Genomic DNA, 14,005 nt, shown 5'->3' on the forward strand with positions numbered 1-14,005 from the left:
ATCAAAACCTTTGGGGATGATCAAGCGCTCCATATTGATAAGGATTATAAACTTGATGCTATGGGAGCTGCGATTGAAGGTGGACTTGGTATTAATGCACAATTATCCACGAACCTCTCCCTTCATGCTGATGTGAGTTATCAACAAAAGCTGCAAAAAACCGGTATATCGGGAGCAAGCTTCTCAGGCGGAATACGCTATCAGTTTTGAAGAAAAACTGTAAAATAGTCATTCTATTCAATGTAACAAAAAAGGCAGCACAATATGCTGCCTTTTTTAGTTTATGACGATTTATTTTTTTAACGGTTTTTAAAATAGAAAACAGCAAAATATTTGAAGACTGTCATTGATCATTGGAAATTTTTTACAAAAACTTCTCTTTTATAAAGAATAAAGCTTAGCATTTTCCATGCGTAATGCCTAAAACTGTAAAAAGAACATAACTAAAAAATAAGATGATATTATAAAATAATAAGAAGATTTTCCGGAACACACAACTATTATTCTCTTCTGTTATTTCTCACACATTTAATGCTTAAAATCTTAAAATAAAACGACTAAACATAAAATGATAAGCAAAAAACAGGACAACACTATCAAACAAAGAATTTATGTTAAATCACTTATATGTTTCAAAACTAGAGTTCTAATAGGATTTTAAATATTATAGCTCAAGCACTATCCAGCAAATTCATAACCCAAAAAAAATCCTATTATCCTCCCTTGCCTTTCAACAAAGCCGCCAAACATCTCCAAAAACTTCAAAGCAAAAAAACGATATCACGCTCTTTGTTCTCTATGAACGATAGGCTCAATACTGGCTTCAAAAAATGCTTTTGTATAATCATGTTGTGCATGTAAATTACGCAATTCATCATTGCTAAGTTCTTCAAGAATAATCCCTTTATGCATAATACCAACCCGCTCACAAATATGTGCAACAACAGCAAGATCATGGGATACCATCAAATAAGTAAGCTTTTTTCTCGCACGTAACGATTTCAATAAGTTTAAAATTTCAGCCTGTACCGATACATCCAATGCAGATGTTGGCTCATCAAGCAACAAAACCTCTGGCTCGATAATTAAAGCACGAGCAAGCGCAATACGTTGACGCTGCCCTCCAGATAATTCATGGGGATAACGATAAAGAAATGAAGAATTTAAGCCAACAGAATCTAAAGCATCCTCCACCCTTTCTCTTTGATTATCCATGCCATGGATTTTGAGCGATTCAGAGAGAACCGTATGAACCATTTTTCTTGGATGAAGAGATGCATAAGGATCTTGAAAAACCATTTGAATACGACGCAGAAAACTCTTATCCCTTTTTTTTGCGACCTCTTCTCCATCAAAAAGAAACTTTCCACTATATTCTGGAATAAGCCCCACCAATGTATTCAAAATAGTTGATTTTCCACATCCGGACTCACCAATTAAACCATAAGCTTCACCACGCTTAATGTGAAAATTAACATTTTTAACAACGGTTACAGCCTTGTGTCTGTGCCCAAACGTTACAGATAAATTAGAAACATCAATAATGTTCTCACAATTTGTCATGAGGAACCTCCTCAACACCATTAACAATCGTAGGATTATACAACCAATCAGGATCACGCTCAGGAACAGCCAAAACATCAACAGGATTATCGAGCCGTGGCAAACTGGCGAGCAAAGCCTTTGTATAAGGATGACAAGCGTGAGACAAATCAGAAGCAGGCAACTCTTCTAGAACACGTCCCGCATACATCACCAAAATACGATCACAAAAATCAGCAATCATATTCAAATCATGACTAATGAAAATAAGCCCCGTTCCAGACTTTGTCACAAGTTCATCTAATACAGATAAAACTTGTCGTCTGACCGTAATATCAAGCGCAGATGTTGGCTCGTCAGCAATAATTAAATCAGGTTTTGGAATGAGCATCATTGCAATCATCACACGTTGCCCCATCCCCCCAGATATTTCATGAGGAAAGAGGCGCATCACATGTTCAGGATCACGAATATGAACAGATTCTAACATAGATATGGTCCGCCCCCGTGCTTCAGCTTTTGAAACACGGTAATGAATACGGTAAGCCTCCATAATCTGTTCCCCAATCCGGATGAGTGGATTAAGCGAATATTTAGGGTCCTGTAAAATCATTGAAATACGCTTACCGCGGATTTTTCGCATCTGAGGTTCACTTGCCGTCAATAAATCGACATCCTCAAAGCGCATTTTTTTAGCTTTAACAATGGCTGATTTTGGACTAAGCTTTAGTATTGCCCGTCCAGTCATCGATTTTCCAGACCCAGATTCACCAACAATACCAATTTTTTCTTTTCCGACAGAAAAGCTAACACCGCGCACAACTTCTGCCATGCCGCGCGTTGTAGGAAAAGAAATACGTAAATCTTCTACTTCTAATAATTTATTACCCATTGCGTGGATCCAATACATCACGAAGACCATCACCCAACAAATTGAAAGCAAGGCTTGCAAATAATATTGCGCAGCCTGGTATTGCAGCTAACCACCAATTTGTCATCATAAATTCCCGTCCAGAAGAAAGCATCGCCCCCCATTCAGGACTTGGAAGTTGTGCTCCCAACCCTAAAAACCCAAGGCCAGCAGCTGTTAAAATAATTCCAGACATATCTAAAGTTAATCGTACAATCACTGAAGGAATACACATGGGCGCAACATGAAACAAAATAATCCGCAACGCAGAAGCACCCTGAAGACGAACCACAGAAACATAATCAGAAGAACGTATTGTCAAAGTCTCTGCGCGCGCTAAACGTGCAATTGGTGGCCATGCTGCAATTGAAATTGCAATAGAAGCATTTTCTATCCCTGGTCCCAATGCCGCTGAAAAGGCGAGAGCTAAAATCAAACCTGGAAAAGCAAGAAAAATATCAACAATGCGCATGAGCACAGTATCAACCCATCCTCCCATATAACCAGAGACAGTACCAACAATAAGCCCTATTGGCCCGACAATAATGGTTGTAAGAAAGACAACATAAAGAGTAATACGAGAACCAAAAACCAGGCGACTAAAAATATCACGTCCTAATTCATCTGTTCCAAAATAATGGGCCATAGAGGGGGGCTGCAACCGATGCCCCAGATCGTTGCTCAGAAAATCGTGCGTCGCAATCCAAGGAGCAAAAAGCGCACATACGATAATAATACAAATAATAAGCAGACCAAATACAGCCGAAAAGTTATGAAAAAATTTAACCAGTGCGTGATAAATTCTTTGTATATTTGCTTGAATTATGGACCGTGGAACAGGATCGTTTAACCAAGAGCTCAAAGAAGATGATGATGGCGATTTATGATGATTACTGACTGTCATATTCAACGTGTCCTTGGATCAAAAATGCGGTAAAGCAAATCAGAAAATAAATTAATAGCAACAAAGATAAATCCTACAAGTAAAGTACATCCTACAACTGCATTCATATCTCCAGCGAGAAGAGCATTTGTCAAATAATGTCCAAAACCAGGCCAAGCAAAAACTGTCTCCGTCAAAACAGCCCCTTCTAATAAAAAAGCATAAGAAAGTGCAACAACGGTAATAACTTGAACAGCAGCATTCCGAAAGGCATGCCCCCAAACCGTTCGCGCCCACGATAATCCCTTTACACGTGCCGTAATGATATATTCCTGATTAAGTTGCTCAATCATAAACCCACGAGTCATACGACTAATATAAGCCATAGCCCCGAAAGCCAAGATCAAAGCAGGCGTAATAATATGACTAAAGACATTCCCAAAAGCCTCCCATTGTCCTTGGATAGCAGTATCCCAAAGAAAAAATCCTGTTTTGGGTTCAAAAGAATATTCATAAAGAAAATCAAGTCGTCCTGGACCACCAACCCAGCTAAGCTTAGCATAAAATATTAATAACGCCATGAGCCCAAGCCAAAATGTCGGCGTAGAATAACTCAAAAGTGTAAAAACACGGACAACATAATCAATAAATGAATCGCGATACATTGCTGCAAAAACCCCAAAGGGGATTCCAAGAGTTGTACCAATAACAATAGCAACAGTTGCAAGCTCTAATGTTGCAGGAAATACACGCATAATATCCTCTAAGACAGGACGCCCAGACGTTAAAGCATCTCCAAAGTCAAATAAAAATACATTATGAAGATACTTCCAATATTGAACAATCAACGGCTTATCAAGACCCAACTTATAATACATGGCATCATAAGCTTCCTGACTGATATTATCACCAAGAATAGATAGAACAGGATCGAGAGGAAGAAGATGACCAAGAAAAAAAGTAATCGTCACCAATCCAAGCAATGTGATAAAAACTGAAATAAGAAGTTTTAATCCCTTGAACAAAAAGTCCCATAAAAATAATTTTTTCTGCTTTTCTGATACAGCTCTTTCAGTCTCTGAAAGTGGCAAAACCATTATAAAAATCCCCTCTGTAGCGATAAAATATAAAGCGAACACCTTTTTATAGAATGAAACAATTTCTTATTAAGCATGTTATGGAGAAGAACTCCATAACATGCTTCTTTTTATTTTTCTGAATCGTTGTAGTAAAGCCTAAAACTATTCCAAGCCCATTTTTTAACATCAGGCCCCATCCCAACAGTATAATATGTCTGAAACAAATAAACCATAGGGCCATGTTCAAATACATAATTCTGTAAAGCACGATATTGCAAAAGACGCTTATTTTGATCTTTTTCAAACAAAGCATCCATCACCATTTTATTGATATTTTCATCATAATATCCAGCACGCCAAGCTAAATACATATTATGCTTTTTTGTAAATGTTGGATCAGGATTAAAAACATGATTTAACGAAGCAGGATGCCCATCTGGATCAGAACTTCCCCACCCCATAATAGCGCTATCATAATTTCCACCACGCACACGATTTAACAATTGATTTTGTGCCATTTTTTCAAGTGTTAGCTCAACGCCAATTTTGTGTGCATTCGCTTGAATAGACTGAGCAACAGACGACATATAACTAAGGCTACCCACTAAAAGATTAGCTTTAAAACCGTTAGGATAACCAGCTTCAGTAATTAACTGTTTTGCTTTTTCCAAATCTAACTTAAAAGGCAATCCTTCTTTTTCATCCAAAGCGCCAGGAATTCCTAAAGCCATATAGCTCGCACGTGGAATACCAATACCCTTTAAAACAGTCTTTCCAAGACCCTCATAATCAACCAAGTAACGAAGTGCCAAACGCACCTTTTCGTTAGCAAAAATTGTATTTTTATTATTCAGCGACAAATAAATAATTTGAGGTCGCAGAACACGGCTAATTTTGACTGCTCCCCCCTGCTTTTCAATATCTAAAACATCCTCCGAAGAAAGATCACGCGCTATATCCACATCCCCTTTTTCCAAAAGAAGTCTTTGGCTTGTTGAATCCGCAACATGCTGTACAACAATTTGCTTCAATTTGGGCGCATCTCCCCAATAATGTTGTGTTGCTTCCAATACAACTTTTTCTCCAGGAGACCAGCGTACCAATTTATAAGGTCCAACACAGGCGGTATGGGTAGCCAAGTATTTATTGCCCATGTCACCATTAATACTTTCTGCTTCAACTGTTTTCCGATCAAGCAAAGCAGAAGCATAGGATTGTGCAATAGCTGTCAATATAAGCTGAATAGGATAGGGTTTATCTACCTTTAGCTGCAAAGTTTTATCATCAAGGGCTTGAATATGCGTTTCCATATTGTCTTTAGTAAAGCCATAGTCCTTCAAAAACTGAGAATACCCTAATCCCAATTTAATAATCCGGCGCATCGACCATACGAGATCTTGTGCCGTTGCTTTTCTTCCATCATCAAACTTTAAATCATCACGAAGATGAAAAACTATTCTTTTGCCATTATCCAAAACATCCCAAGATTTTGCCATAGCAGGACGAATTTTTGTAGGATCATGCTCATCATATTGCACGAGCGCGCTGCAAATATTCGTCAATAATTCACTTGTCACAACCTCAACGGTTTGCGCTGGATCAAAACTACTAATTGAATCAATATTCCATGCCATCACCAATATATCTTTAGATGAAGTACTAAATGCTGATCCTATAGCCCCATTTAAAAACCCTATCGTGCTTAATACAATACAGATTCTTTTCAACATTCTTTTTTCTCCATTTTATCTCTTCCTGTTGTATTCTTATACCTTTTCATACAAAGTGGTTGTGATCTTAGTTTTTCATCTTTTAAACAGCATGGTATCAAACATCGATTTTATTTAACCAAACTAAGTATCTATAAAATAATTCTCTCATATAGCAGTCTATATTCGAGATGAAGAGAATCTGTAACATAAACAAAGCCCCCCCACTATAACTTCCCATATCCATCCCTCCCTATGAGTGACCTCAATCTCATACGACACAATCCCTCACAATTCCACCCTCTTTAAAAGGCTGAAGGGCTTCTATATGGAAAAATATTTTCATCATACAATTATGATCAAGCTCTTTTATCTTTGATGACACGAAAAGACACGCTCATTTTTCAATTTCACTATAAAAAACACGCGGTGCACTACTCCAAACCCATTTTTTGACATCAGGTGTCATCGCGATAACATTATATTTCTGAAAAATAAATGCATAAGGGCCTTTTTGCATCAATTCACGTTGTAAATCGGCATAGAGTTGTGCCCGTTTTTGTGGATCTTTTTGAAATAAAGCCTCTTCAACTTTTTGATTCATCTCTGCATCAAAATACCCATGCTGCCAACTAGGGTAGGCTGTATTTTTTGCCTCAAACCGATTATCTGGATTATAAACAAGACGTGAAGCCATTGTATGAGGATCCGTAGACCCACTATTCCACCCGATAAAAGTCGTATCAAAAGCTCGGGCATCCACCTTTGAAAACAACTGTGTCCCTGCCACACGTTCAATTTTAAGACGCACACCCGCCTGTGCTGCACTATCTTGGAGTGACTGAGCAAGAGCTAAAGTATAAGGAGAATTTGAAACGAGGAAATTGGCCTCAAATCCGTTCGGATAACCAGCCTCTGCTAAAAGTTTCTTGGCTTTTTGAATATCAAGCTTAAAGGGTTGCCCTTCTTTTTCATCCAAAGCCCCAAAGTTACCAAGAGGAATAAAACTTGCCCGTGGAATACCAACGCCCTTGAGAAGCTTTTTGCCAAAACCTTCATAGTCTATGAGATAGCGCATCGCCAAGCGTACTTTTTCCTTAGCAAAAATGGGATTTGTCGTATTAAACCCCCAATACATCATGCTTGGAACCAATACCTTTTCCACTTTAACATCTGTTGTTTTTTGTAGATCTGCAAGATCTTCAGGGGTCAAATTACGAGCAACATCAATATCATGTTTTTGCAACAATAAACGTTGTGTTCCAGGCTCTGCAACATGACGAATGAGTATCTGCTTTAATTTTGGTGCTTTTCCCCAATAATGGGAACTTGCCCGCAACAAAAGAGCTTCTCCAGGACGCCAACTTTTTAACTGATAAGGACCAACACAAGCGGCATGTGTTTTTAAATATTGATTGCCCAAATCGCCATCTTTTTCATGCTTCATAATGGTCTCACGATCCAGCAAAGCCGTTACGTGATTTGCAACAACATTATTAAGAATAAGTTCTGCTGGATAAGGCTTATCAAATTTCATCACCACTGTTTTTTCATCAGGCGCTTGCAAAGCATCATCAATATTTTTCTCTGTAATACCATATTCATTAAAAGTTGCCGCATCGGCCATTTTTAATTTGATAACCCGCTTCATCCCCCAAACAAGATCATTAGCGTTCGCTGCTCTCCCATCATTAAACTTCAAACCATCACGCAAATGAAAGGTGATTACCGTACTGTGATCATCCCCTGAAACATCCCAATGTGTTGCTAATGCCGGAACTATTTTCGTTGGATCATCTGTCGCAGTACTGACCAAATTATCACAAACGTTTTCAATAATTTCACTTGCATAAACATCATTACTTTGAGCAGGATCAAACGTACTAACCGCATCGAGATTCCAAGCCATCACAAGGGTATTCGCTGGCGTTTTTGCTGCAACTTGTTGTGCAACCATTCCCACTGCCATAAGAGCAGACACAAGAGAACTGCTCCTTTTCAATATTTTTGTCTTCAAGTTCATAAAATTTCCCCTTTATTTTTTATCAATGAATGACACTGAAATGACATGCAAACTTATAATCATAAAGGGCAATATTTATAATTATAAAGATTAAACAAATACATTTTCATTTTCATTACTTATACAAAGTAATATACTTTAAAATTTCATTAACTTTAATAAATTTACAGATTAACAGTCTTAATCAAACTATAGTGAACATAGAATATATGTTTTACCAACCAATATCACATTCTTTTCGTAATATCTCTTTGCACGCGATAATAAGCTCTATCACCCTCTAATTAATTATCAAAACAAAATTTCATAATACAATTTTCCCCAAAGACATAACGAATATAAATCCTTCTAAACTTTAATTTGCATCATTGCTTTGCCACTATAAAAATAGAATAGCAAACAACCTGCTGTATTAAAACACTTAGTTCCAACAGCAACATACAGAGATTCAATGAGAAATGTCTTAAATACCAGCCTACCTGAGCTTAAGCACCCTCCCCAAAACTGGAGCTCACACGCAGCAAAACTCCTCTCTAATGAAGGAACGCTATCAGATAATAACCCCTAACACAAGCAACTTGAGTTATTTAACGTCAATTTTTCATCGCAGTATTTTATTTTGTATGACCTAGGGAACTTTTAAGGAAGGTCCTGAACAATGGGCACTACACGAATAAACTAACGATCAACCCAAGCAAAATATAACAATGCAACACCATCCCCCATCTAAAAACCATTTTGCATTCATCAATAAACATGAATAAAATATTCATTACTTATCATAACGCCTATGTCATTAACGGAAAATAAAATACCTTTTCTAAGCCATTTCAAATACCAAACGTTATCGCAATATTTTAGAGTTGGCAAAGTGTGTATGATGATACCGGCTCATTCCTTCATAAGCGTAAGATAGTGATGCTCAATAACTTCACTGTTATAGCATTCACCAATACCGCCGCAAAATGAGTTTAAGGAGCGAAATGTTTTTTAAAGAAAGCACATGAATTAGAAACCCAATGGTATCCTCCTTTATATATAAAATATCACCCTTATCTAACTCCAGATCAAAATAGTTAAGATATTACTCTTTTTTGCATTTGTTTTTTCATTCTCAAAAGTATATCTTTGTTGTTTTAATGACCAACAATAATAAAAAAATCATCACTATTGTATCATTTGTATGCTTCGATTATCTTATACAGGTTAGTTGTACCATCTGCATATTGATGAAACAATTCGATGATTATCCGAGTCGATCACTGCTCTTATGACAGAAACTTAATTTATCGACAAAAACACCCTTCAAGATGATCATTGACAATCCCTACAGACTGCATAAAAGCATAACAAATCGTGGGACCAACAAACGTCCAGCCACGCTTCTTTAAATCTTGAGAAAGTCGAAGAGAAGCTGGAGTGATAGGATTTTCCAACAATGTTTGAAAATCTATCTTTTCATAACGCTCCGATTGTGGGGGCTGAAAAGACCAGAAATAGTGAGATAAGCTTCCCCACTCGGTTATAATTTCCTGTGCTCTCAAGGCATTATTAAGCACTGATCGAATTTTTCCCTGATGACGAACAATGCCTTTATTCTGCATCAACGTTTGCACCTTTAGCGCATTATAATGACTGATTTTTTCAAAATCAAAGTGATCAAATGCTTCTCGAAAAGAAGAGCGTTTTTTTAAAATCGTAAACCAAGAAAGTCCCGCTTGGAAACCTTCAAGACAAATTTTTTCAAATAGAGGGATATCCTCAAAAATAGGTTTTCCCCATTCGTTATCATGATAAGAACAATAAAGTGGATCCGTTCCTGCCCATGCGCAACGAACTTTTCCATCCCTTCCCTTAAGAAGTCCTTCATCAAGTACCATATTTACCATATTAGAAGAGCGTTCCTTGATCATCACTTGGCGATTTTATCTTCTTGTGTTTTGAACGTATCGGGGAAACAGACTCTTGTGTCGCAACACAGATATCTCCATCAAAAAAGCGTAAATTTATTTGTCCACTTTCAGGAAACTGTGCCAACCGTTTAATAGGTTTATGATCTTGCCCCAAAGCCAAAACAAAACCACGCTCTAAAATATTCTGATAAGAAGTGCTTTTTAAAAGCCTACATGCCAACTCTAACGCCGCGTGTTGTTTTTCTACACTACGCATAAAAGCACGATGAAGGCGTGCCGTATATTCTTTTGTGTGGTGATGTGCTTTTTCACTCTTTAATAAACGAGGCGAAAGACGGAGATGAAGTGCTTGAAAAGAAAAACGTTTTTTATCGTAGCTCGCACAAAGAGCACGCTGTAACCGACTTGAAATTTCATCAAAACCACGCCGCGGTAGAGCAAAAAGTTGGTCGACAGTAGGAAGACCTCGCTTAGCTGCACGCAGCTTTTGTTGATGAAAATCAAAAGAACGCGCAAGTCCTTTACGTAAACGTGCCCCAAGTGACGCAACACTCACTTCAAGATCAAGCTTAACAGGGACAGCCTTTTCTGCAGCTCCTGTAGGGGTTGGAGCGCGCCAATCAGCGACATAATCAATCAAAGTCCAGTCTGTTTCATGCCCAACAGCAGAAATAACGGGAAGATCAGAAGCATAAACAGCACGAACAACAACTTCGTCATTAAACCCCCATAAATCTTCTAAACTTCCCCCTCCCCGTGCAACAATAAGCAGATCAGGTTTTGGAACTGGTCCCCCTAAAGAAAGTGCATTAAAACCTTCAACAGCAGCAGCCACTTCACTCCCACTTGTTTCCCCCTGAACACGGACAGGCCAAACTAAAATATGCAACGGAAAACGATCAGATATACGATGAATAATATCACGAATAACAGCCCCCGTTGGTGATGTTACAACACCTATAATCCGAGGCATATAAGGCAAAGGCTTTTTCTTTGCTTCATCAAATAAACCTTCTTCTGCAAATTTTTTCTTACGATTTTCAAGAAGAGTCATCAAAGCACCAACCCCTGTTGGTTCAAGAGACTCAATGACAATTTGATATTTCGATGACCCTGGATAAGTCGTAAGCTTGCCGACAGCAATAACCTCCATCCCTTCTTCAGGCGGAAATTTGAGCTTTTCCATAAACCCACGCCAAATAACAGCTTCCAACCGCGCTTTATCATCTTTTAAGGAAAAATAAGCATGTCCCGAAGCATGAGCACCGCGGTAACCCGAGATCTCCCCACGCACCCGTATATACCCAAACTTTTCCTCAACAACACGCTTTAAAGCGCCTGCTATTTCAGAAACAGTAAATTCCGCAACATTCGTTGCAGTTGTCTTTTCACCAAACAAACCTACCATTTTTCAATTCTTTACGCCTATTTTGTGGATCTTTTCAAAACAACGCATCTTTAATTTTTAACTTATTGCTTCACCCCATATCCATGGTAGCAATGAGAAAACAACCTCTATCCTTAGTCTCAAACTGATGACTAAAATCATCAAGGTTTTAAATATACTGATTATTTTATCCAAAATTTTATCAACGACAGTAAAAATATTCAATCTCAACATCCATAAAAATTTAATGAGAAAAAATATCTTTCTAAAAGAGCTATATCTTGAGAAAGTTTTCCCTATACAACAGATCGATTTGTTAGCAATAAACTCCAACGTTTTGCAAAGCTTTTAAATCACACGCAAAACGTCGAAGATATCATGATCGTATTTTTATAAGTTATCACATTGAAAACAAGCTTATTTTTCAACGGAAGCATAAAAAATACGTGGTGCACCATTCCACACCCATTTTTTTACATCAGGTGTCATAGCGACAATGTTATATGTCTGATAGATAAAAGCATAGGGACCTTTTTTCATGAAGTCACGCTGCAAATCAGCATACATTTGTGCCCGCTTCTGTGGATCTTTTTGAAAAAGAGCATCTTTCACCTTCTTATTCATATCTTCATCCAAATAGCCATGGCACCAACTAGGATAGCCTGTGTTTTTAGCTTCAAACCGATTATCAGGGTTTAAAATAAAACGTGCAGCCATTGTATGAGGATCGGAAGAAGAGTTATTCCATCCTATAAAAATGGTATCAAAGCTGCGTGCATAAAGTTTTGAAAACAACTGCGTTCCAATAAAATGTTCAATCTTAAAGTGCACACCGACCTTTTTTGCATTGTCCTGAATAGACTGAGCAATAGGCAAAGCAAAAGGATAAGGAGATTTTCCAGCAAAAATATTAGCTTCAAAACCATTTGGATACCCTGCTTCCGTTAAAAGCTGCTTGGCTTTTTGAAGATCAAGTTTAAAGGGTTGCCCTTCTTTTTCATCCAAAGCTCCAAAATTACCAAGAGGAATAAAGCTTGCCCGTGGAATACCAACATCTTTAAGAAGAGTTTTTCCCAAAGTATCATAATCGATAAGATAGCGCATCGCTAAACGTACCTTTTCATTGGCAAAAATAGGATTTGTCACATTGAATCCCCATACAATCAGAGATGGAGCCAATATTTTTTTAACCTTAATATCTGTTGTTGCTTGAAGATCAGCTATATCTTCTGGTGTCAAATTACGAGCCACATCAATATCGTGTTTTTCCAACAATAAACGTTGTGTTCCAGGCTCTGCAATATGACGAATTAAGATTTTCTTTAATTTGGGTGCCTCTCCCCAATAATGGGAACTTGCCCGCAATAAAATTCCTTCTCCAGGACGCCAACTTTCTAACTGATAAGGACCAACACAAGCAGCATGACTTGCTAAATAGCGATTACCCATATCACCATCTTGTTCGTGTTTCATCAGTGTCTCACGATCAAGCAAAGCAACAGTACGATTAGTGGAAATATTGCTCAGAATAAGCTCTGCTGGATAAGGTTTATCAAATTTCATCACTACCGTTTTCTCATCAGGTGCTTGAAAAGCCTCATCAACATTTTGTTCGGTGATACCATATTCATTAAAAGTTGCTGCATTAGACAGCTTCAATTTCACAACTCGCCTCATCCCCCAAACAAGATCACGAGCACCAGCAGGTCGACCATCATTAAACTTCAAATCATCGCGCAGATGAAAAGTAATCACTGTACTCTGGTCATCACTTGCAACATCCCAACTCTTTGCTAAAGAAGGAACAATTTTACTTCCATCATTTTTAGCAGAATCGACCAAATTGTCACAAACATTGACAACAATTTCAGCGCCATACCGGTCATTGAGCTGCGCAGGATCAAAATTACTAATTGCATCAAGATCCCAAGCCATCACGAGGGTATCGGCCGGTGTTTTAGCTGAAACTGGTTGCACTAACATCCCAAAAGCAATAATTGCAGAGGCAAAAGAACTGCTCCCTTTGAATATTTTTCTTTTTAAGTTCATAGATTTTTCCCCTTAGAGTTTATTATATAAATTCCTCACGCAATAAAAACGTGTAAAAATAAAAAGACCAGGCTTTTAAAACACACCTCCTCAAGACAAAATATCAAACCTTTAAGCAGTAGGAGCAACCGCTTGAGCGATATTGATAGCTCAAACAAAAGAGACAACGAAAAATGATTGGATAAACGATGAGTGACACCACAAATGACAGCGTCTATTGGTGATGTCACAACACCTGTAACTTTGAACATACAAGCCAAAGATCTTCTTTATCGCATCAAACAGAACTTCTGCTTTAAAAGTCTTTTTGTGATTTTCCCAAAAGAGCCTTCAGAGCATCAACTTCGGCTGCTTTAAAACCTCAATCACCCTTTAATAATCCTCACAAGCATAGTTTCTCCAACAATGCCACTCTTCTCCTTCCTCACAAGGAAACTTGAGTATTTTCAGGACCCCATACAAAGGATAATCCCAGCATTTCATCATTTTTTAAAGAAAACAGCACATTTT

General features: G+C 37.9%; 11 protein-coding genes. 2 read left to right on the plus strand and 9 right to left on the minus strand.

All coding sequences use genetic code 11. From position 1 onward, the window contains the following. Positions 1-210 (plus strand): autotransporter outer membrane beta-barrel domain-containing protein (locus FS875_RS04400; RefSeq protein WP_144753572.1); only part of this gene is annotated, 210 nt, incomplete at its 5' end. Between the two features lie 570 nt (positions 211-780). On the opposite strand, the gene FS875_RS04405 is transcribed toward FS875_RS04400, so the two are convergent. The 9 genes from FS875_RS04405 to FS875_RS04445 all read right to left on the minus strand — a co-directional run bounded on the left by FS875_RS04405 (position 781) and on the right by FS875_RS04445 (position 13,495). Further along, positions 781-1,563, minus strand: coding sequence for an ABC transporter ATP-binding protein (locus tag FS875_RS04405; RefSeq protein WP_144753575.1), 783 nt, complete (start codon positions 1,561-1,563; stop codon positions 781-783). Next, the gene (locus FS875_RS04410) at positions 1,550-2,434 is read right to left on the minus strand and encodes an ABC transporter ATP-binding protein (RefSeq protein ID WP_144753579.1); all 885 of its coding nucleotides are present in this window, start codon (positions 2,432-2,434) and stop codon (positions 1,550-1,552) included. The genes FS875_RS04405 and FS875_RS04410 overlap by 14 nt, the downstream gene beginning before the upstream one ends. Next, positions 2,427-3,356, minus strand: coding sequence for an ABC transporter permease (locus FS875_RS04415; protein WP_144753582.1), 930 nt, complete (start codon positions 3,354-3,356; stop codon positions 2,427-2,429). Before FS875_RS04415 ends, FS875_RS04410 begins: the two co-directional genes overlap by 8 nt. 2 nt (positions 3,357-3,358) lie before the next feature. After that, positions 3,359-4,432 carry an ABC transporter permease gene (locus tag FS875_RS04420; protein WP_144753584.1) on the minus strand — a complete coding sequence of 358 codons (1,074 nt, stop codon included), beginning with the start codon at positions 4,430-4,432 and terminating at the stop codon, positions 3,359-3,361. Between the two features lie 110 nt (positions 4,433-4,542). Beyond that, positions 4,543-6,144, minus strand: coding sequence for an ABC transporter substrate-binding protein (locus tag FS875_RS04425; RefSeq protein WP_144753602.1), 1,602 nt, complete (start codon positions 6,142-6,144; stop codon positions 4,543-4,545). Positions 6,145-6,520: 376 nt separating this feature from the next. Then, entirely contained in the window at positions 6,521-8,146 is a 1,626-nt protein-coding gene (locus FS875_RS04430) for an ABC transporter substrate-binding protein (protein WP_144753605.1), read from the minus strand. 1,286 nt (positions 8,147-9,432) lie between these two features. After that, the gene (locus FS875_RS04435) at positions 9,433-10,059 is read right to left on the minus strand and encodes a DNA-3-methyladenine glycosylase I (protein WP_144753710.1); all 627 of its coding nucleotides are present in this window, start codon (positions 10,057-10,059) and stop codon (positions 9,433-9,435) included. Then, positions 10,037-11,467: an exodeoxyribonuclease VII large subunit gene (gene xseA / locus FS875_RS04440; RefSeq protein WP_144753609.1), complete on the minus strand. Its 1,431-nt coding sequence runs from the start codon at positions 11,465-11,467 to the stop codon at positions 10,037-10,039. The genes FS875_RS04435 and xseA overlap by 23 nt, the downstream gene beginning before the upstream one ends. A 396-nt stretch (positions 11,468-11,863) precedes the next feature. After that, positions 11,864-13,495 carry an ABC transporter substrate-binding protein gene (locus FS875_RS04445; protein ID WP_144753611.1) on the minus strand — a complete coding sequence of 544 codons (1,632 nt, stop codon included), beginning with the start codon at positions 13,493-13,495 and terminating at the stop codon, positions 11,864-11,866. A 192-nt stretch (positions 13,496-13,687) separates the two neighbouring features. Between FS875_RS04445 and FS875_RS10130 the strand changes: the two genes are divergently transcribed. Further along, a complete protein-coding gene (locus tag FS875_RS10130) occupies positions 13,688-13,852 on the plus strand; it encodes a hypothetical protein (RefSeq protein ID WP_166428882.1) in 165 nt (54 codons plus the stop codon). Positions 13,853-14,005: the final 153 nt, after the last annotated feature.

It is taken from the genome of Bartonella saheliensis, from assembly GCF_902162175.1.